This window comes from Neisseria sp. MVDL19-042950 (assembly GCF_030504625.1).
In the GTDB taxonomy this organism is placed as follows: Bacteria; Pseudomonadota; Gammaproteobacteria; order Burkholderiales; family Neisseriaceae; genus Neisseria.
Map to the genome: position 1 here is coordinate 77,958 of NZ_JAUKWH010000004.1, position 19,646 is coordinate 97,603.

Genomic DNA, 19,646 nt, shown 5'->3' on the forward strand with positions numbered 1-19,646 from the left:
TGTATGTAGTGCAAAGCCACGCATGCGGTTTTGGTTCAGATCGACAAACAACGCGCGTGCCAAAGGCACACACTCTACATGCAGGCTACGGATTGCTTGTACGCAAAAACGATTTTCCAAAAATATCCAATGATTTATTCAGATAGCAAACAATGTTGCATTGTTTTTCTTGAATTTTATTAATTATAGAATCAGGTGTCTCAAATGTACTCTCCATATACCAATAAATTAAATCATATTCTTGAGGAGTATTTTTATCTCTTCCTATATAAATAATCGTCACCAAATCAACTAACTCATTGTAAGTGTAATCAGAGAAAAAATCTTTAATTCTTTCCCGTTCTTGTTGCCACGCTTTCCAGTCAATTTTATCTAAACTTGAATCCCATTCAATTTTGTTATCACCTGTTATAGAATTTTCTTTTATTTGAAACTGTTTAAAAAAATCAATAACATTTTTAACTTTATCATTACTCAAATCCTTAAATGCTATATCTTTAGATATTAAAGATGATAAATAATAATCTTCTTTTACATAATCTATGCATTTGTATATTTGCTTCCTAGAAGCAAGCTTAAATTTGATTTGCAGTTCATCTAGCAATTCTTGAGTTAGAGCTTCTTCCCATTGATGAAATACAGGTAAAGACTCTGCTAGTTTAGTTAGTTGAAAGTATGTAAGAAATTGATTTCCTCTATTTTTCTTATAATCATCATGTAAATTTTGAATAAAATGATAGAAATCATCCAATTTTTTATGATTTTTCTCAGCATTTGAAAATAAAAAAAGTATTTGAATATTAGAAATATCTTGTAAATGCCTTTTTGATTCTGTATCTAAAGGATAACGGAAAGTTTGCCCTGTTGGATCAATAGCCCCCCATTGCTGGATATATTCATCCAAAATAGATAAATATGCATCAAATTTTTCATCGAATATTTGTTTTCTATTTATGTGTGAATCCATAGACCAAATGGAAAAATTATGTGAACATATTAATTCCCATAACAAAATAATATTATGATGACTTATATTTAATGATGACGGTTTTCTTAGATTTTTGATTTCATATATAGAAATTATTTTCTCAATTATTGCTTTTAAATATAACTCAATAGAATGTCTAATATTAAAACAAATTGGATATACTAAAATATCCTCTGTAATTTTTATATTTTTTATATCTATTTGATGAGCATTTGAGCTTTGCATTAATTTTAATCGTCTTAATATCTCATTAATCATCAATCTAACTGATTCAAAATATCCTTCCGCATAGTAATCAATTGTAGGATGTCCGTTTTCCCCGACAGCCGCTGTAACAGGATCATGAATTTTATAATTTACAAAATATGAGTAGTCCATTTTAAATCCTTTGTATTCATACATTCTAATTCGTAGGCCAGATTCTTAAATCCGACAAAGCATCTCAGTTTCTCTCAAAAAGTCGGATACAAGTATCCGACCTACGGCCTGAAAAATTATTTTTCAGACGGCCTTTTATTTATTCAAATCAATGCGCCTCTTCCCAATTCTCCCCCACGCCCACTTCCGCCACCAACGGCACGCCCAGCATGCCGTCGGCTATACCTGCCATAATCTCGGGCAGTTTTGTTTTCACTAAATCCAGTTCCGATTCGGGCACTTCCAGCACCAGTTCGTCGTGCACTTGCATGATGAGTTTGCTTTGGAGGCCGTCTGAAATGAGCCAGTTGCGGACGGCGATCATGGCGCGTTTGATGAGGTCGGAGGCGGTACCTTGCATGGGGGCGTTGATGGCGGCGCGTTCGGCTCCGGCGCGGGCGTTGGCGTTTTTGTTGTGGATGTCGGGCAGGTAGAGGCGGCGGCCGAACAGGGTTTCTACGTAGCCTTGGGCGGCGGCCTGTTCTTTGGTGCGCTGCATGTAGTCGGCCACGCCGGGGTAGCGGGCGAAGTAGCGGTCGATGAAGTTTTTGGCGGAAAGGTTGTCGATGCCCAGCGATTTGGCGAGGCCGTATTGGCCCATGCCGTAGATGAGGCCGAAGTTGATGGTTTTGGCGTAGCGTCGCTGTTCGCTGCTGACGTTTTCTTGTGCGACGCCGAACACTTCGGCGGCGGTGCGGCGGTGGATGTCTTCACCGTTTTTAAAGGCTTCGATCAGGGTTTTGTCGCCGCTCAAATGCGCCATGATGCGCAACTCGATTTGGGAATAGTCGGCGGACACGATCACGCTGCCTGCGGGGGCGGTAAAGGCGCGGCGCACGCGGCGGCCTTCTTCGGTGCGGATGGGGATGTTTTGCAGGTTGGGGTTGTTGCTGGCGAGACGGCCGGTAATGGCGACGGCTTGGGCGTAGGTGGTGTGCACGCGGCCGGTGTGCGGGTTGATCATCTCGGGCAGTTTGTCGGTGTAGGTGGACTTGAGTTTGGCTAGACCACGGTTTTGTAAGATGATTTTGGGCAGCGGGTAGTCGAGCGCGAGTTGTTCGAGCACGGCTTCGTTGGTGGAAATGCCGCCGGACGCGGTTTTTTTCAGCCCTTTGGTGGGAATGCCCATTTTGTCGAACAGGATTTCTTGTAGTTGTTTGGGCGAGTTGAGGTTGAAGGGCTGGCCTGCGGCTGCGTAGGCTTGCTGCTCCAGCGCCAGCAGTTGGGTGCCGATTTCGTGGCTTTGTTGGGCGAGTTCGCTTTTGTCGATGAGTACGCCGTTGCGTTCCATTTCAAACAGCACTTGGGCTACGGGCAGCTCCATGTTTTGATACATTTCAAGCTGTTTTTCGTCCATTTGTGCTTTCAGCCAGCCTTCGATACGCAGGGCGAAATCGGCATCTTGGGCGGCGTATTCGGTGGCTTGTTCCAGGCCGACATCGGCAAACGAAATCTGTTTGGCGCCTTTGCCGCACAGGGATTCGTAGGTGATGGTGGGCAGGCCGAGCCAGCGTTGGGAAAGTTCGTCGAGGCCGTGCCCCAAGTGGCTTTCGATGATGTAGGAAGCGAGCATGGCATCGCCGGCAATGCCGTTCAGGACAATGCTGTAGTTGGCGAAAATGTGCTGGTCGTATTTGAGGTTTTGGCCGATTTTTTTCAGACAGGCATTCTCCAAATGGGGTTTCAGACGGCCTAATACGTCTTGCAAATCAAGCTGTTCGGGCGCGGCAGTGGGCGTGTGGCCGAGCGGGATATACACGGCTTCTCCTGCCTTGAAAGCGATGCTGATGCCGACGAGCTGCGCTTCCATCGGGTTGAGGCTGGTGGTTTCGGTGTCGATGCCGATGGTGTCGGCTTGCGACAATTTGCTCAGCAGGGCGGCGAATTGGGCTTCGGTGGTAACGGCTTGATAATCCAGCGTTGCAGGGGCTTGGGCTTTTTCAGGCAGCCTTTTTTCCCCAAGGGGACTTCCTTCGGTCGCATTCGGTCTCTCCGCTGCCAAGGCGGCTTGTTCGCCGATATGTGCCGCGCCAAACAAATCGCCGTTGCCTTCGTGCATGCGCTCTTCGGCTTCTTTCAGCCAAGTGCGGAAGTTGAGGCGTTTGAATTCCACCGCCAGTTGCGACCATTTCGGCGTGGTGCGGCGCAGGCTTTCGAGGCCGTCTGAAAGATCGCCGTGCAAGTCCACATCGGTTTTGATGGTAACGAGTTGGTAAGAAAGGGGCAGTTGCGGCAGCGCGGCTTGCAGGTTTTCACCGACTTTGCCTTTGATTTCAGACGCATGGTCCATCACGTTTTGCAGCGTGCCGTATTGGTCCAGCCACTTGACGGCGGTTTTGGGGCCGCATTTGTCCACGCCCGGCACGTTGTCCACCTTGTCGCCGATTAAGGTCAGATAATCAATGATTTGGTCGGGGCGCACGCCGAATTTGTTTTTCACGCCTTCGATGTCGAGCTTTTCGTTACTCATGGTGTTGACGAGGGTAACGTGCTCAGACACCAGCTGCGCCATGTCTTTGTCGCCGGTGGAAATCACCACGTTCCAGCCCGCTTCCTCGCCTTGTTTGGCCAGCGTGCCGATCACGTCGTCGGCTTCCACATCCGGCACAATCAGCACCGGCCAGCCCATCAGCCGCACCATTTCGGGCAACATTTCGGCCTGCGGGCGTAGTTCGTCGGGCATCGGCGGGCGCGTGGCTTTGTAGTCGGGATACATTTTGTGGCGGAAGTTTTCGCCCTTGGCATCAAGCACCACCGCGCAATAGTCGTGCACATAATCGGCACGCAGGCGGCGCAGCATGTTGAGCACGCCGTACAGCGCGCCGGTGGGCGTGCCGTCGGGCGCGGTAAGCGGTGCCATGGCGTGAAAAGCGCGGTAGAGGTAGGAAGAGCCGTCGACGAGGAGAAGGGTTTGGGACATGGTATGAGGCCGTCTGAAAAGGTTATAGATGGGGGCATTATAAAGGATAAGGCTGTCTGTTTCAGACGGCCTTTGTTTAAAAAAAACGGTTTCGAAAGAAATAGAAAAGCCCGTCGGTGCGGGCTTGGGTTGTTTAAATAATCTGCATGCGGAACAATCAGTTGCCGTTCAGCCAGTCGTCAAGTTCTTTTTCGGCCCGCTCTTTGGTATAGCCGTAGCGCTCTTGGATTTTACCGGCCAGTTGGTCGCGTTTGCCTTCGGCGACTTTCCAGTCGTCATCAGTTAGTTTGCCCCATTTTTCTTTGGCTTTTCCGACAAATTGTTCCCATTTTCCTTCGATTTGATCCCAATTCATATCATCAATTCCTCTCTGAAATTTATCAATATTCAATATTTGAAATAACGCATTGTGCGTAAAGAAAAATTAAAGGTGCATCGGGCGGTTTTCAAGCAAAGTAAGGGCAATTTAACATCGTGAATGTAAAAAATTATGAAAATCAAAAAGTTAGTTTGATTTTTTCAAGACTTTTTACGAGGTTTCAATGTATGTTAGCAGAATGTATATGGGAGATTTTTATAAAAATGAAATAAAATCAAGTTGTTATGAAATTATTGTATCAAGAGGAAAGCAATGGGCGGAACGATCGGCGGCTGTTTTTTCGATTATCATTAACAAACTTTGCCTGAATCGTAAAAACTATTTCAAATCATAATGTTGTGAAAATACGTGTAATTGGAGGGTTGCGGATGCTGTGTTAAGGTAAATGGCATTCCCTTGTTTCTACAAGAAAAAAGGGATTATGCAGTAAGGGTGCTGCAATCATTTTATTTAATAAAAAAGGAAAAGCCATGTTACGTTACTCTGTAATCTTTTTTATCATTGCGATTGTTGCCGGTGTCTTGGGTTTTGGCGGTATCGCAGGCAGTGCCGCGGGTATTGCGAAGATTTTGTTTATCGGCTTTTTGATTTTGGCGGTGTTGTCGTTAATTTTCGGCCGTAAAAGATAAAAAGTCGGATCAAGTAAGTTATAGGTTTATTGATAGTTTGGTATGAACCGATAAGCTAAGAGGCCGTCTGAAAAGTTTTCAGACGGCCTCTCGTGATTTATGGGCTGTAATCTTCCCGAGATGCTGCCGCTCCCCGGAAGGGGGAGAATCAGCGCACTTCCAAAACAAAATACGCCTTCAATTTTTCGTATACGTCATTATTAACATTGATGCAGCCGTTGGTCATGATGCGGTCTTTAATATTGGGAGAGGCAATCCGCTCCATGCGGCGTTCTTCCGGTTTGAGCGTCCACACCCTGTGAACGGCAAACATAAAATCGTTTTCTTCTTTGAATTTCATCACGTCGCCGCCGTAACCGCGCCAGTTGGTTTTGACGATGTTCAGGTCAAACGTGCCTTTCGGCGTGGTTTTGCCGATTAAAACAGGATGGCAGCGGTTGTCTTCAAGGCAGATTTCGGCTCTGTCGGTATAAACAACGGCTTTACGCTTTTTCAAATACTGAATGCTGCCGGCTTGAGCAGCAAAACTCAAGCCGAGCAGCATTGCGAATACTGCAAGTTTTTTCATTGCAGGTTATTGGCGGATACGCTTCGGAGAAGTTTCCACTTCGCGGATAATCACTTCGCGCACGGGTTCTTTCTCTTTCGGGCCGCAACCTTCAGGCAGCCAGAAGAAGCTTTGGGCGTTCATTTTTTTGTCAAACAGAATTTTGTATTGACAGGTTTTGTGTTCGCCGTTTTCACGGTAGTTGAATAAGTAATCCCATTCGCGAACGCCATACAAACCTTCGTTGAAGTGCGGGCGGCCAATCAGGTTGTAGATTTGGTCTTTGTTCATGCCGGCTTCGATTTGACGAACGTTGTCCCAGTTCGGCCAAGAACCGTGTTGCGTACCGCTATGGCGGAATGTGGTTTTTTCAGGATTCGGCCATACCGGATTGTCGGTAGTACCTTCTTTGCTTACTTTGCTCAAGTTACCGCATGCGGCCAAAGCCAACGCAGCAGCTAAAGGTAAAATCAGGGCAGACAGTTTCATGGAAAATCCTTTCTCTTATCTTATCTCAGGAGGCCGCCCGTTTTCAGACGGCCTGATTCGGTTTTTTACCACTGGTAGCCGATGCTGCCACCCCAGTTAACGTCTTTGCGGGTATTCACACCCACACCCAACTTGGTCGACCATTTGTTGTTGTCGGAGTTGGTTGCATAGCCGATAGCCAAGGCTTGTTGGTTTTTGTAACCACCCACCGCAGCAGACACCAAGCTCTTACCGGCTTCGTTAGGACGTTGCAGGAAGCTGATTGCAGTTGCTCCTGCGATACCGGCACGTAAGTCTTTATCGATGTCGCCGATACGGTTGTTCAGAGTGTTGAATTGGTTGTTTTGGATTTGCAGAACGCTATACAGTTGGCTGCCGTTGATGGCATCAGTGCTGGTAGAGGTAATGCGGCCAGCACCTACGTTGGTAAGTGTGCGTTCAACACCGGGAGCACCAATACTTACAGTACCGATTGGGCTATTACCGGCAAAACCGCCGTATGTTACGCCACCGACAGTAGCACTATTAGTTCCAACTGCTGCTTCAGTAACAGAATTGCTGCCCAAAGCGACGGAGAAGGCATCTTTAGCATTGGCACCGACACCGATTGCTACCGAGTCGGCACCGCTGGCTTGTGCGCCGGTACCGTTGGCAATACTGTTCGCAGCAGTTGCTTTGGCACCGCGGCCGACAGCAATCGAATTAGATGCGCTGGCAGAAGCATTGTTACCTTGGGCGATAGATCCCAAACCGCTTGCTTTAGCACCGGCACCAATGCCGACCGATGCAATACCGCTGGATTCCGCCCGAGTACCGAAAGCAATAGAAGAGTGGGCCGAGGCTTTGGCACCACTGCCTATCGCGGTACTATGTGTACCAGAAGCAGTAGCATTTGCGCCGAAGCTATTGGCAGATTCTGCCATTGACTTAGCATTGGTACCTATAGCAGTGCTTTGACCGCCTTTCGCATGTGATTGGCGACCGAGCGCGGTTGTAGCGTTACCTTCGGCTTTAGATTGATGGCCGATTGCGGTAGCTTCTTTCCCTTCCGTTTTTGCGCTGGAACCGACACTTACCGAAGCGTCTGCGGGAGTGCCGTCTTTACTAGGATTATTTGACGAATTAACACCAATAGATACAGAACCAATACCAGTGGAAGAGGAGTTCGCACCGATCGCAATGGCGTTTGCGCCAGTTGCTCCATTACTGGCTTTATTGCCTGCAATAGTACTATTGATACTTACATAGCTAGCAGTTGCAGCTTGTGCATATGGAATGAGAGCCATTAAGCCAGCAGCAACAGAAACAGCTAGCAAATTGGGCTTTAAATTATTTTGAATAACTTTATTTTTGCGGTTCATGACTATCTCCCAAACAAGTATCAACGCCAGCCTCAATTCCGCTTCTGCTGCGTAGCTATATTCCCGCAATCTGCTGAATAAGCTGTGTTTGATACAGTTGTAAATTAATTAAACATTTGGAACCCAGTGAAGCAGCTCCCACAAACTGAGGCCTACTTAAACAGGGCCTGTTTTGTGCAGCATTAACAACATAATATAGCTTTACAGAATTTTGTCCAAAGTAAAATTGAACAGGCCGAGTGTTGGATTAAGGGGTATTTTCGATAATCGAAAAAATGTGAATTTAAAGATATAGTAAATATAGTAATAATTATTACATTTTGTATTTACTTTTTGCAAACTATATGAAAACTAAAATTTACAGATTTTTAATATAGAAAATAAAAATCATGCAAAAATTAATAAAAAAAGACGGGCTAAGTATTTTTTGTGTTAAATACTCAAATCTCAGAATAGTAATATTAAGTTCGTTTAGCTATGAATAATGCATATTGAGGGATATAATATGCCACTTCCCGTCGTGAAAGTCCAGCCTTAAAACTGTTGCATTTTGTACACTTTGGTAAAGTATAGCGGTCGGATTTATACTTTTCAGCAGTGCGGTAATAGCCATGCCGTGCGACACCATAAGCACCCGTTCATTTTTATGCGAATGAAATAAAATCTTTTCCATGCCCTGTTTCAAACGCCGGATAAATGCTTCTTCTGTTTCTGCCAAACCCAGCGGGTCAAGCTCGCTAACACTTTCTGCCAGCATGTTGTAGCGTCCGTGCCGGTATTGTTCCAACCATGTGTCTACATCAGGCAAACCACGGTGTGTCGCAATGGTTTGATGGACTTTTTGTACAAATTCACCCTCAAAACCGCCGAAACAATATTCACGCAGCTCCTCAATAGTATTCAGGGGCAGGTTTTCTTGTCCTTTGGCTGACAAAATCAAATGGGCGGTTTCGACGGCACGGGGGCTGGTGCTGCTGAAAGCGGCATCGAAATCTACCTTGCCGCGCAGGGTGTATCCAAGTTGTGTGGCGGCTTCCCTGCCTTCTGCGGTGAGCGGGGAATCACTCCAACCTTGCAGGCGGCCCAAGGTATTGAATACGGTTTTGCCGTGGCGGACAAGATAAAGCTGTAAGGTCATGGAAAAATCCTTATATTCGAAAGATCGGGTAAATTCGATGGTTGGAGGCCGTCTGAAAAGAAAAGTGCAAAAAATAATTTTAACTCAAGTGATAGATGTAATATGATGTTGTTTTGGCCGAGAGTTAAAATGTTGCCGGCAATGCCGGAAATGTTTGATTTGGCGCAAACGCAAGGCTAACTGCCACCTAACTTTTACCATTGAGGTAAAATAGTAATCCACAAAAAAATCTAAAACGGCTTAATCACCATGTATTCTTTTATCCGCCCTTTCTTATTTAAAACCGATCCTGAAAAAGCCCACAATTTTGCGCTTTCAGGTTTAAACAGTGCCTATAAACTCGGATTGTTGCCCAAAGTCAACCATCAAACCTGCCCGGTTAAGTTGATGGGGCTTGACCTGCCCAACCCTGTGGGGCTGGCGGCCGGTATGGATAAAAACGGGGAATATATTGATGCCTTGGCCGCATTAGGATTCGGCTTTATCGAAGTGGGCACGGTAACACCGCGTCCCCAGCACGGCAATCCGCAGCCGCGTTTGTTCCGTGTGCCGGAACATCAGGCGGTTATTAACCGTATGGGGTTTAATAACCACGGTATTGATGCCATGGTTAAAAATATTCAGAACAGCCGTTACAGCGGCGTGCTCGGCATCAACATCGGTAAAAATGCCGATACCCCCATAGAGAAGGCAGCGGAAGATTATTTGATCTGCTTGGAAAAGGCCTATGCCTACGCGAGCTACATCGCGGTAAATATTTCTTCTCCCAACACCAAAAATCTGCGCGCATTGCAAGGCAGCGACGAACTGAGTGCATTGCTTGAAGCCTTGAAAAACAAACAAGCGCGTCTTGCCGCCATTCACCGCCGTTATGTGCCGCTGGCAGTAAAAATCGCTCCGGATCTAGATGAAGCCCAAATCGCCGATATTGCACATGTGGCGGTGCAAACCGAAATGGACGGTATTATCGCCACCAATACGACAATCGATAAAGCAGCGCTCGGCCAACATACGCTTGCAGGAGAGCAGGGCGGCTTGAGCGGCTTGCCGGTACGCGAGAAAAGCAATCGGGTATTGAAACTTTTGGTGGCGCACCTTGAAGGCAAACTGCCCGTAATCGGTGTGGGTGGCATTATGAGCGGTGAAGATGCGGTTGAGAAAATGCGTTTGGGTGCGGCTGCCGTTCAAGTGTATAGCGGCATGATATATGCCGGCCCTGAGCTGGTGAAAGAATGTATCCGTGCTTGCTGTGCGGCAAAAGGATAACGGAACGGGTATTTTTAATGGCATTTTGTATACAGCCGCTATGTTCAAACCGATTTGAGCATAGCGGCTGTGTGTATTGGCGGTTCAAGCATTTAATTTTGTGATGATATGCATGTGCCTGCGGTGTTGCCGTGCTTTGCACTGCATTCATACCAACGTCGATTTTACAAAGGCCGGAGGCCGTCTGAAAAATACCGGTTGGTTGTTACTTTAGCCTGATAACGGCAACAGCCTGAAAACACGTGGTTTTCAGGCTGTCGTAAAGCAAGCGGAATCAATAATCGATGTGCGAAGACAAAATTTTGCCGTTGCGGGCATCGATAATGACATCATATTCTCTGCCGTCTTTGGTAATCAAGTCGACATCGTAATGTGCGCCGCGGTAACGGCTCATGTCGAAATCAACTTCTTTGATGTAGGCATTGGGAAATTTTTTTAACGCGGCTTTGGCTGCGGCATCATGGGTAATGTATTTGCCCGGGTTTTGATGCAGGTAATAATCATCGTCGGCCATGACGGGCGCGGCAGCAACTGCGAAAACGGAAGCCAGCAGGACGGCGATGGTTTTATTCAGGTTTAACATAACGGTATCCTTTTTAAGCCATTTAAAATAAGAAATCTCTGTCCCGATGTTTTTATTGTATGTCGGTACCATTAGCTAAAAATTAGCCCGCTATGGCAAATAAACTTAACTTGCTGTGCTTTAGCTTTAAGGGAACGGTTTGATAAACCGCCGAAGCGGCAACAGTATCGGCTCCGTACTGCTTGTACCGTCTGCGGCTTGCCGCCTCATGTCAAAAATAAGTTTATTTGCCATATCAAAACGGACGAAGTGTTTCAGACGGCCTGAGGCTAAAGCAATCCGCAAGATCAAATGAAAAAAGCAGACCGGTATCGGTCTGCTTTTACTTTTTTCCAAACGTTAGTGCACAACAAATACTTGCAGCATATTGGTCGAACCGGTTTCACGCATACGCGAGCCGCTGGTAATGATGTATTTGTCGCCGCTGGAGAGCACTTGGCGCTCGACCAGCATGGCTTCCACTTCGTCCAAAGCAGTATCGTGGTCGGTACTGGTGGCGAGCCTCAGCGGGCGCACGCCGCGATACATGGCCATGCGGCGTTGGGCGGAAACGCTTGGCGTGAGCGCGTAAATCGGCAGTTGGATGCTGTGGCGGCTGATTTCAAAGGCGGTGGAACCGCTCTCCGTCAAGGCCACAATCGCCTCTGCATTAACGGCGCGGGCTACATTGACAGCTCCGCCGGCAATCGCCAGATTGATGCTGACCGCTTCTTCATTGTGTTCCTCGCTGACACCGTTGAGCGAGTCTTGTTCGGCTTCGGCGGCGGCGCAGATAATCGCCATTTGGCGCACGGTTTCAAACGGATACGCACCTACGGCGGTTTCGGCGGAGCACATTACCGCATCGGTGCCGTCAAGCACGGCATTGGCCACATCGCTCACTTCGGCGCGGGTCGGCACGGGATTGGTGATCATGCTTTCCATCATTTGGGTGGCGGTGATGCTGAAACGGCGCAGCTCGCGGGCGCGGCGTATCATGCGTTTTTGCAGGGCGGGTACGGCGGCATTGCCGACTTCCACCGCCAAATCGCCACGGGCAACCATGATGCCGTCTGAAGCCAGAATGATTTCGTCCAGATTGGTAATGGCTTCCACACGTTCGATTTTCGCCACCAAACCGGGGCGGACGGCATCGCTGCCTTTCATTTCCTGTTCGACCAACTCGCGGGCAATTTTCATATCTTCGGCGGATTTTACGAAACTGACGGCCAAATAATCGCAACCGATACCGACGGCGGTTTTCAGGTCGCGGAAGTCTTTTTCGGTCAGCGCGCCGGCAGACAGGCCGCCGCCTTGTTTGTTGATGCCTTTATTGCTTTTCAGCACATGGCTGTTTTGAACGGTGGTCAGGATTTCGCTGCCGTTGACGCTGTCGACAATCAGAGTCAGCAAGCCGTCGTCAAGCAGCAGGATGTCGCCCGCTTTCACATCGTTGGGTAAATCGCGGTAGTCAAGGCCGACGCGTTCGCGGTTGCCTTCGCCTTCCAGTGCGGCATCCAAAAGCAGTTTTTCGCCGGCTTCCAGTCGGATGCTGCCGCCTTCGAGTTTGCCCACGCGGATTTTCGGGCCTTGCAAGTCGGCCATAATCGCTACTTCGCGGCCGGCGCGTTGGGAGGCTTCGCGCACGATACGGGCGTTTTCTTGATGGAATTCGGCGGTGCCGTGGCTGAAGTTGAAGCGGACTACATTCAGGCCGCCGATACGGATCATATCTTCAAGCAGTTGGACATTATTACTGCCGGGGCCGAGTGTGGCGACGATTTTAGTATTGTGTCTGATGCGGGTTAAATCGCGTTTTGGCGTGCTCATCGACGTTGTCCTTTCATTCAAAACTGGAATTGGGTTTGTTGCGGAATTGTAACTCGAATTGTTTTTATATGTTGGAAAATTACAGGTTTTTATGATTTAAGCTAAATATTTAGATAATTTTTGTAGGAAACGAAGTTTGAATTGCGGGAAGAGCGGCGATGATATTTGAATTAATTTTTTGAAAGAACGGGAATATTTGCCGTTTCTATATAAGAAAGGCCGTCTGAAATATTGAGTAGTAATATTTCAGACAGCCTCGGGAACGCCGTTATTTGTATTGTTCAAACAACCAATCGCGGATGTTTGCAATACCGTAGGCAATGCGCCATGTGTTCATATGGTTTGCGTAGGAATCGCCATTCTGATCTTCGGGTGCGGCTGCGCCTTGTTGCAAAGCAACGTAACGGATATCGGCATCTTGGGCGTGCATGGCTTTGGCCGCGGCATCAAGTTCGACCGGTGTGGCGAAGCCGCTCCATGTCGCGCGGGCTACTTTCGCACCGTGGTTTTCCAAATTTGCAGTAACGGCACTCATGCCCGAGTGGGCTTTTTCATCGCTTTCGGCAACGGTAATCCACATTTTGTGATCAAGCGGCGGCATAACCAGTGCGGCATCCCATTTTCCGGCCACAAGGTAAGAGGCGGCAAACAAATCGGGATATTTGATGTTCATCGCCATTGCCAGCATAGCGCCGTCGGATTGGCCGGTAACGTAACGTCGGGCGGGGTTGATGCGGTATTCGGTTTCCAGATGTTTAATCAGGTTGGCCGTGGCTGCGGGAATGAGGGCGGTTTGGAGCTGATCGTTGGCAGCGGAATAGTCGAATTGCGGTGCCAATACGAAAGCGGAGTGCTTTTCCTGCTCTTCGGGAGAGGCCCATACCACGGCTCCCAAACCCTGCTGCAAAGCAGTTTGGGTGTCGCTGCCGTTTACGCCCGCATCGTGGAGGAACAGCACCAATGGGTAGGTTTTTTGCGGGTTGTAATCTTTCGGTACGAACAGGTTGTATTTGACGGTAATGCCGGTTTGCGGGTCGGTAAAGTCGGATTGTCGGAAATCATCGACGATGCGGTTGATGACTTGGCTGCTTCGGATGGCATGGTCGCCGGCGGCCAGAGTACGGCCGCGTACGGTGGTAACCGCGCCTTTCTGCATCACGCTCAATTCGGGCTTGCGGCGGATGATGTCGCGCCCTTCGCGTCCGAAAGCCACGGCATCTTCGTCGGCGGGGGAAAGCTCGATAACCACATATTCGCCGTTGTTTTTAGGTTGTCCGGCTTTGTCGGTGGTATCGCTGGCGTAAACATGGGTAACGGTGCGCCCCGCAACGTTGTAATCGTTTGCACTCAACGAAGCGCCGTCGATCGGCGTATCGTATTGTACGATGGCGGCGGTGATTTTCTGGCCGTCGCCGAATACTTCGGTTACGGCGGTGATATTGCGGATATGGCTGCTGCTGTCGGCAGGCGGGAGCAGGCTTTGGCAGGCGGACAGTGCGACGGTCAACCCTGCGGCGGCTAAAACGGTAATGATTTTTTTCATGGTTTCCTGCTTTCGGTGGGGGAGGGGAACGATAAGGCCTATGCGATTGATATAATATACCTTTTGCGAAAATACTATCCTCAAAGAAAGTCGGAGCGGCGGTATAAATGAATAAACGTTGCCATTCACGGCAAGAGGCCGTCTGAAATGTTTCAGACGGCCTCTTTGAAAACGGAACCGATAAACGGCGTTCGGCGGCTCTAAACCACAATGGCACCTAAAGAATCGGTGGGTTTGAAGGCGGCCAAAACGCCTTCGATGATGCCCACGACGGTGGGAATGAATGTCCAACTGAACAGAAAATACAGAATGCCCATTCCAACCCGACCGGCACAGAATTTATGTACGCCGAACGTACCGAACAGCAGAGCCATCGCTACATACAGGGCTTTGTTGCAGGTGTGCGGGTAGGACGCGGCATAAGAAACGGGTACTTGCATGGGTTTTCCTTTTGAATGTGAACATATTACGGCTTTTAAAATGGCGCAGGCCGTCTTAAATTAAAGTAGGCGTTGCGTAAAAACAGGCAAACGGCAGGCTTGATGCAGCAAATGTACCTAACTTTCCGATACAAGGCGGCAAGGCGCTGCAACGCCGCAGCAAGTTGAAAGTTTATTGCTATCGGCCGCTTTCAAGCGAGTGCGGCGGTATTTTCAGACGGCCTCTGCCCCGTTTTGTTATAGAATACCGCCACACACGATTGAGAGATTCAGCCTTATGAATATTCCAGCCATACAAGCCGCACTCGATGCAGTGCTTGTTCCCCAAAGCAGCCGCACGCTCGGCGGTGAAAAAGCCGTAAAATCGGTAGAAAAACATTCAGACGGCCTGCATATCGGATTGCAGTTCGGCTATCCCGTCAACCATATCAAACAAGAGCTGGGCCAACGCATTCAGACGGCCTTAAACGGACTTGCCGGCGATATGGCGGTGCATCTGAGCATAGACGTGCTTGTCGGCACCCATAAAGTGCAGCCCGGCGTTTCCACCATCAAAGGCGTGAAAAACATTATTGCCATCGCATCGGGCAAGGGCGGCGTGGGTAAATCGACCACCACCGCCAATTTGGCCGTGGCCATGTCGCGCATGGGCGCGCGCGTGGGCGTGTTGGACGCAGACCTCTACGGCCCCAGCCAGCCGACCATGCTCGGCGTGGCCGACGGCAAGCCCGACCAGAAAAATAAGAAGCTGATACCCGTTACCGCCGAAAGCGGCGTGCAGGTTATGTCCATCGGTTTTTTGGTGGATACCGACCAAGCCGTCGTATGGCGCGGCCCGATGCTGAGCCAAGCCTTGCAGCAGTTGCTGTTCCAAAGCGAATGGGACGACGTGGATTACCTCTTCATCGATCTGCCCCCGGGCACCGGCGATATCCAGCTTACCTTGTCGCAGAAAATCCCCGTTACCGGCTCGGTGGTGGTTACCACGCCGCAAGACATCGCCCTGATTGATGCCCGCAAAGCGGTGGATATGTTCCAAAAAGTGAATATCCCGATTTTCGGCGTGTTGGAAAACATGTCGGTACACATCTGCTCCAAATGCGGCCACGCCGAAGCCATTTTCGGCAGCGACGGCGGCAAAAATCTGGCGGAAAAACTCGGCGTGCGGCTGCTCGGCCAGTTGCCTTTGAGCCTGCCCGTACGCGAAGCCATGGATAAAGGTACGGCGGAGCAGATGCAGACGGATAACCCCGCCGTCGCTGAAATTTACACCCGAGCCGCATGGCAGATTGCCCAAGCCGTTGCCGATAAAGGAAAAGATTTCAGCAGCCGCTTCCCGAAAATCGTGGTCGAATAAAATATTCCCCGCAGCATAATGCACAATCGGAATCCCTGCCCGACGGATTCCGATTGTTTGATTTTGATCCGCCCGATGCCGGTTTTACACTTGCAAATTGCCCTTTTCATAGAATTTCAAAACAGTTCACGATATAATTCGCTTTCGCTCTTAAGGGAGTAGCCATCCGGCCCGTTTCAGGCAGGCCGGAGCTGTTGTCAACATAATTGCCTGCGGGCATGGCAACGGCATCTTCTGCGCAAGCCGGAGACAGGCAAGACTTAAGGCACGCAAGCCGTCGGTTGGGCGCGGCTGCCGTGCTTTTTAGTCTGCCCGACGGTTTGAGTATCTGAATGGAAGCTTTATTTTCTTCAACCATAGGCGTGGCCATTGCCGAAATCGGCGTAAAACCCAATTGCTCGCCTTGTTTCTTGCCGCCCGTTTTGCCCAAAAAAACGCTATTGTGGCCGGCATGTTTGTCGCTACTTTGCTAAACCATTTGATTTCCGCCGTACTCGGCGTGTGGCTGGCGCATTTTATTTCGCCCGACGTGATGAAATGGGGCGTGGGGCTGAGCTTTATTATCATCGGTTTGTGGCTGCTTCTGCCCGACAAAGACGACAATCCCGACGGCCGCTGGTTGAAATACGGTGCGTTCGGAGCCGCATCGACATTGTTTTTCTTGGCCGAAATCGGCGATAAAACCCAAATCGCCACGGTGTTGCTGGCGGCAAAATATCAAGAAATGTTTTGGGTGTTGATCGGCAGCGTGTTCGGCATGTTGTTGGTCAACGTGCCGGTAGTGTATTTAGGTGAAATGCTGCTGAGGAAAATTCCCGCCAAAGCCGTGCGTATTTCGGCATGCATGCTGTTCTGTTTTTTGGGCATGCTCACGGTGATAGGGCAGAGCATTCTATTGAGTTGAGGCCGTCTGAAAAATGTTGGACATCTTATTTCGGCATCATGATTTTGTGGCCGTGAACAAACCGCAAGGGCTTTCCGTACATCGTGAAGAAGGTTCAGACGGCCTCACGCACATGCTGGCGGCGCAGCTTAATCTGCCGCGTGTGTGGCTGGTGCACCGTTTGGACAAACCCACCAGCGGCGTGTTGTTGCTGGCGTTGAACGAGAAAGCCGCTTCCGTGTTGGCGCAGCAGTTCGCCGCCAAAACCATGCGTAAAACCTATATTGCTTTAAGCGACCGCAAACCGTTGAAAAAACAGGGCTGGGTAAAAGGCGGCATGGAAAAGGCGCGGCGCGGGGCATGGAAACTCACCCGCAATATGGAAAACCCCGCTGTTACCCGTTTTTACAGCCGCAGTGCCGCTCCCAACCTGAGGCTGTTTGTGTTGGAACCGCATACCGGCAAAACCCACCAATTAAGAGTGGCGATGAAAAGTTTGGGTAGCCCGATTCTGGGGGACGGTTTATACGGCGGCACGCCTGCCGAGCGGTTGTTTTTACATGCTTCAAACCTCTTGTTCGACTATGGCGGCACGCATTTCGACATTACCGCGCCGCCGGATGACGTATGGTTGCGGGCGGTGCCGGATTGGGAAGATTTGTTCCGCAAAATTGCCGTTTAACCGTTTAAACTTACTTTTACAGGCGGTATGGTTATAATTGCCGCCTGTATTTTTATTACCATTTGAATATTCTGCATGAAATTGATTGCTTCACGTTTGTTTCTGGTTTCCGTTCTGGCCGCCTGCCTGCCTGCCCACGCCGCTACTTATATTTGTAACAACGGCGGCAGAGCCGTGTTTTCGACCGAAAAAATCGGTAGGAACTGCAAGCTCTCGCAAATGAACGGCATCAGCGATACCCGGCCTGCCGATGTTTTGGAAGAAAGGCAGCCTGTCGACCAAATCGAGCAGATTTGGGAAGTGGAGCAATTCGGTGCGTATGACGACATTAAAATCCTGCCGTCCCAACGCAACAACGGCATCACCAACACCGTTGATGCCGTTTCCGCACCGGTGGAAATCAAATTACGCAACCAACCGAGAAAAAGCCCCCGCAAACCGCGCGTACCGGCTCCGGTGGTTAGCGAACCGGCCAAACCGAAATTTTCCCGCACGCAGATTCTGCAAAACGAAATCCGCAATGAGCAAACTGCGTTGGTGCGCACCCAAGCCCAGCTTAATGTGGCGCGCAAGAAAGGCGAAAAAGAAAAAATCATCCGTTTGGAACAGGCAGTGCGCGACCGTCAGGCCAATATCCGCGCGATTTTGAACGAAATGAAACGCTGATATCGGATTGCACGCTGCCGAAAGGCCGTCTGAAAAAGTTTTTCAGACGGCCTTGTTAGATTTTTAAGCGGCGGCCGTCAAACTTAAGCGAGTTACAGTCATCCAAGACAGCATCAGGCCGCCTGAAACCCAGCCGCGCCCCTATTCCTTTATATTTCGGTACAATAACCGTCTGCCATAAATCACACGTTATTTCATGAATCTACCAACCCCAAACCAACGCCCCGTTACCATTGCCCTGTGTGCCGGCGAAGCCTCGGGCGATTTGCTCGGCGCACATTTGATGGATGCGATCCGGCAACGCTGCCCGCAGGCCCGTTTTGTCGGCATCGGCGGGCCGCGCATGCTGGCCAAAGGGTTTGAAAGCCTGTATGAACAGGAAAAACTGGCCGTGCGCGGGTTTGCCGAAGTGGTGAAACGGTTGCCTGAAATTCTGAAAATCCGTCGCGGGCTGGTGCACGATTTGAAAAAAATCCGCCCCGATGTGTTTGTGGGCATCGACGCGCCCGACTTCAATCTCGGTGTGGCGGAAAAGCTCAAAAAAGCCGGCATTTCCACCGTGCATTATGTCAGCCCTTCGGTGTGGGCGTGGCGGCGCGAGCGGGTAAATACCATCGTGCATCAGGTCAACCGCGTGTTGTGCCTGTTTCCGATGGAACCCGCGCTGTATCACGAAGCGGGCGGACAGGCCGAATTTGTCGGCCACCCGATGGCCCAAACCATGCCGCTGGATGCCGATCAACAAGCCGCGCGCCGGCAAATGAAAATCGATTTGTGGGAAACCGTGTTCTGCCTGATGCCCGGCAGCCGTGTGAGCGAAGTGGACTATATGGCACCGCTGTTTTTCCGCACGGCCAAACTGCTGTTGCAGCGTTATCCGAGCGCACGTTTTCTGCTGCCCGTCGCCACCGTCGCCACCCGTTTGCGCTTGCTGGAGATTCTCAACCAAGTCGAATTCAAAGGGCTGCCGGTGCAGTTGATGTCCGCCCATGCCGATTTGGCCTGTACCGCTGCCGATGTGGTGCTGGTAACGAGCGGCACGGCTACGCTGGAAGTGGCTTTGTGCAAACGGCCGATGGTTATCAGCTATAAAATTTCGCCATTGACCTATGCTTATGTGAAGCGCAAAATCAAAGTGCCGCATGTCGGTTTGCCCAATATCCTGCTGGGCAAAGGAGCCGTGCCGGAGTTGCTGCAACATGATGCCAAGCCGCAAAAGCTGGCGGCTGCTGTGGCCGAATGGTATGAGTCGCCGCAAGACGTGGCCGCATTGCAGAAAGATTTTCACGATCTGCATCTGTTGCTGAAGAAAGATACTGCGGCATTGGCGGCAAAGGCCGTGCTGGCGGAAGCCGGCGTCCATATAGCGGAATAGAAGTTTTCAGACGGCCTCTTATGATTAAGAGGCCGTCTGAATAACTAAGGCCGTTACGGTTTGATGGCAAACAAACTTACGATTGCTACGGCGTTGCTGCGCCTTAGCCCAAAGAGAACGATTTTGCAAACCGCCGAAGCGGCAGCACAATCGGTTCCGTACTGCTTGTACTGT

The 19,646-nt window shown here is 49.7% G+C and carries 17 protein-coding genes and 1 pseudogene; 7 read left to right on the plus strand and 11 right to left on the minus strand.

What is annotated here, in order from left to right; genetic code table 11:
• Positions 1-85: 85 nt before the first annotated feature.
• The 3 genes from Q0X97_RS04920 to Q0X97_RS04930 all read right to left on the minus strand — a co-directional run bounded on the left by Q0X97_RS04920 (position 86) and on the right by Q0X97_RS04930 (position 4,680).
• Entirely contained in the window at positions 86-1,366 is a 1,281-nt protein-coding gene (locus Q0X97_RS04920; protein WP_302066322.1) for a hypothetical protein, read from the minus strand.
• Between the two features lie 148 nt (positions 1,367-1,514).
• The gene (polA, locus tag Q0X97_RS04925) at positions 1,515-4,325 is read right to left on the minus strand and encodes a DNA polymerase I (RefSeq protein WP_302066321.1); all 2,811 of its coding nucleotides are present in this window, start codon (positions 4,323-4,325) and stop codon (positions 1,515-1,517) included.
• 157 nt (positions 4,326-4,482) lie between these two features.
• Positions 4,483-4,680, minus strand: coding sequence for a CsbD family protein (locus Q0X97_RS04930; protein ID WP_302066320.1), 198 nt, complete (start codon positions 4,678-4,680; stop codon positions 4,483-4,485).
• 494 nt (positions 4,681-5,174) lie between these two features.
• On the opposite strand from Q0X97_RS04930, the gene Q0X97_RS04935 reads away from it, so the two are divergent.
• Positions 5,175-5,333, plus strand: coding sequence for a DUF1328 domain-containing protein (locus Q0X97_RS04935; RefSeq protein WP_302066319.1), 159 nt, complete (start codon positions 5,175-5,177; stop codon positions 5,331-5,333).
• 148 nt (positions 5,334-5,481) lie between these two features.
• Here Q0X97_RS04935 and Q0X97_RS04940 read toward each other — a convergent pair whose 3' ends face one another.
• The 4 genes from Q0X97_RS04940 to Q0X97_RS04955 form a co-directional block, all read right to left on the minus strand.
• The gene (locus tag Q0X97_RS04940) at positions 5,482-5,901 is read right to left on the minus strand and encodes a murein L,D-transpeptidase (RefSeq protein WP_302066318.1); all 420 of its coding nucleotides are present in this window, start codon (positions 5,899-5,901) and stop codon (positions 5,482-5,484) included.
• Positions 5,902-5,907: 6 nt separating this feature from the next.
• Positions 5,908-6,369 (minus strand): outer membrane protein assembly factor BamE, encoded by a 462-nt coding sequence (locus tag Q0X97_RS04945; RefSeq protein ID WP_302066317.1) that lies wholly within the window; start codon positions 6,367-6,369, stop codon positions 5,908-5,910.
• 65 nt (positions 6,370-6,434) lie between these two features.
• A complete protein-coding gene (locus Q0X97_RS04950; RefSeq protein ID WP_302066316.1) occupies positions 6,435-7,655 on the minus strand; it encodes a YadA family autotransporter adhesin in 1,221 nt (406 codons plus the stop codon).
• A 550-nt stretch (positions 7,656-8,205) separates the two neighbouring features.
• Positions 8,206-8,868: a histidine phosphatase family protein gene (locus Q0X97_RS04955; RefSeq protein WP_302066315.1), complete on the minus strand. Its 663-nt coding sequence runs from the start codon at positions 8,866-8,868 to the stop codon at positions 8,206-8,208.
• 249 nt (positions 8,869-9,117) lie between these two features.
• Between Q0X97_RS04955 and Q0X97_RS04960 the strand changes: the two genes are divergently transcribed.
• Complete coding sequence (locus Q0X97_RS04960; RefSeq protein ID WP_302066314.1) at positions 9,118-10,134, plus strand: quinone-dependent dihydroorotate dehydrogenase; 1,017 nt, start codon at positions 9,118-9,120, stop codon at positions 10,132-10,134.
• A gap of 274 nt (positions 10,135-10,408) precedes the next feature.
• Here the strand turns inward: Q0X97_RS04960 and Q0X97_RS04965 are convergent, their stop codons facing one another.
• From Q0X97_RS04965 to Q0X97_RS04980, 4 genes are all read right to left on the minus strand, one after another.
• Positions 10,409-10,717 (minus strand): PepSY domain-containing protein, encoded by a 309-nt coding sequence (locus tag Q0X97_RS04965; RefSeq protein ID WP_302066313.1) that lies wholly within the window; start codon positions 10,715-10,717, stop codon positions 10,409-10,411.
• A gap of 339 nt (positions 10,718-11,056) precedes the next feature.
• Positions 11,057-12,526: a pyruvate kinase gene (gene pyk, locus Q0X97_RS04970; protein WP_302066312.1), complete on the minus strand. Its 1,470-nt coding sequence runs from the start codon at positions 12,524-12,526 to the stop codon at positions 11,057-11,059.
• Between the two features lie 268 nt (positions 12,527-12,794).
• Complete coding sequence (locus tag Q0X97_RS04975) at positions 12,795-14,069, minus strand: PHB depolymerase family esterase (RefSeq protein WP_302066311.1); 1,275 nt, start codon at positions 14,067-14,069, stop codon at positions 12,795-12,797.
• A 200-nt stretch (positions 14,070-14,269) separates the two neighbouring features.
• Positions 14,270-14,509, minus strand: a complete 240-nt coding sequence (locus Q0X97_RS04980; RefSeq protein WP_085390014.1) for a TM2 domain-containing protein — start codon at positions 14,507-14,509, stop codon at positions 14,270-14,272.
• A gap of 277 nt (positions 14,510-14,786) precedes the next feature.
• Here Q0X97_RS04980 and apbC point away from each other — a divergent pair, with 277 nt between their 5' ends.
• From apbC to lpxB, 5 genes and pseudogenes are all read left to right on the plus strand, one after another.
• Positions 14,787-15,866 (plus strand): iron-sulfur cluster carrier protein ApbC, encoded by a 1,080-nt coding sequence (gene apbC / locus Q0X97_RS04985; RefSeq protein WP_302066310.1) that lies wholly within the window; start codon positions 14,787-14,789, stop codon positions 15,864-15,866.
• 332 nt (positions 15,867-16,198) lie between these two features.
• Positions 16,199-16,770 (plus strand): annotated as a pseudogene (locus Q0X97_RS04990) (TMEM165/GDT1 family protein).
• A 13-nt stretch (positions 16,771-16,783) separates the two neighbouring features.
• Positions 16,784-17,431: a TIGR01621 family pseudouridine synthase gene (locus Q0X97_RS04995; protein WP_302066309.1), complete on the plus strand. Its 648-nt coding sequence runs from the start codon at positions 16,784-16,786 to the stop codon at positions 17,429-17,431.
• A 75-nt stretch (positions 17,432-17,506) separates the two neighbouring features.
• On the plus strand, positions 17,507-18,097 hold the full coding sequence (locus tag Q0X97_RS05000; RefSeq protein ID WP_302066308.1) for a hypothetical protein: 591 nt from the start codon (positions 17,507-17,509) through the stop codon (positions 18,095-18,097).
• A gap of 196 nt (positions 18,098-18,293) precedes the next feature.
• On the plus strand, positions 18,294-19,472 hold the full coding sequence (lpxB, locus tag Q0X97_RS05005) for a lipid-A-disaccharide synthase (RefSeq protein WP_302066307.1): 1,179 nt from the start codon (positions 18,294-18,296) through the stop codon (positions 19,470-19,472).
• The last annotated feature ends 174 nt before the right edge of the window (positions 19,473-19,646 follow it).

Coding starts and splice junctions, on each gene's coding strand:
- Q0X97_RS04920 (WP_302066322.1), bottom strand. CDS start 1,366: ATGGACTACTCATATTTTGTAAATTATAAAATTCATGATCCTGTTACA.
- polA (WP_302066321.1), bottom strand. CDS start 4,325: ATGTCCCAAACCCTTCTCCTCGTCGACGGCTCTTCCTACCTCTACCGC.
- Q0X97_RS04930 (WP_302066320.1), bottom strand. CDS start 4,680: ATGAATTGGGATCAAATCGAAGGAAAATGGGAACAATTTGTCGGAAAA.
- Q0X97_RS04935 (WP_302066319.1), top strand. CDS start 5,175: ATGTTACGTTACTCTGTAATCTTTTTTATCATTGCGATTGTTGCCGGT.
- Q0X97_RS04940 (WP_302066318.1), bottom strand. CDS start 5,901: ATGAAAAAACTTGCAGTATTCGCAATGCTGCTCGGCTTGAGTTTTGCT.
- Q0X97_RS04945 (WP_302066317.1), bottom strand. CDS start 6,369: ATGAAACTGTCTGCCCTGATTTTACCTTTAGCTGCTGCGTTGGCTTTG.
- Q0X97_RS04950 (WP_302066316.1), bottom strand. CDS start 7,655: ATGGCTCTCATTCCATATGCACAAGCTGCAACTGCTAGCTATGTAAGT.
- Q0X97_RS04955 (WP_302066315.1), bottom strand. CDS start 8,868: ATGACCTTACAGCTTTATCTTGTCCGCCACGGCAAAACCGTATTCAAT.
- Q0X97_RS04960 (WP_302066314.1), top strand. CDS start 9,118: ATGTATTCTTTTATCCGCCCTTTCTTATTTAAAACCGATCCTGAAAAA.
- Q0X97_RS04965 (WP_302066313.1), bottom strand. CDS start 10,717: ATGTTAAACCTGAATAAAACCATCGCCGTCCTGCTGGCTTCCGTTTTC.
- pyk (WP_302066312.1), bottom strand. CDS start 12,526: ATGAGCACGCCAAAACGCGATTTAACCCGCATCAGACACAATACTAAA.
- Q0X97_RS04975 (WP_302066311.1), bottom strand. CDS start 14,069: ATGAAAAAAATCATTACCGTTTTAGCCGCCGCAGGGTTGACCGTCGCA.
- Q0X97_RS04980 (WP_085390014.1), bottom strand. CDS start 14,509: ATGCAAGTACCCGTTTCTTATGCCGCGTCCTACCCGCACACCTGCAAC.
- apbC (WP_302066310.1), top strand. CDS start 14,787: ATGAATATTCCAGCCATACAAGCCGCACTCGATGCAGTGCTTGTTCCC.
- Q0X97_RS04995 (WP_302066309.1), top strand. CDS start 16,784: ATGTTGGACATCTTATTTCGGCATCATGATTTTGTGGCCGTGAACAAA.
- Q0X97_RS05000 (WP_302066308.1), top strand. CDS start 17,507: ATGAAATTGATTGCTTCACGTTTGTTTCTGGTTTCCGTTCTGGCCGCC.
- lpxB (WP_302066307.1), top strand. CDS start 18,294: ATGAATCTACCAACCCCAAACCAACGCCCCGTTACCATTGCCCTGTGT.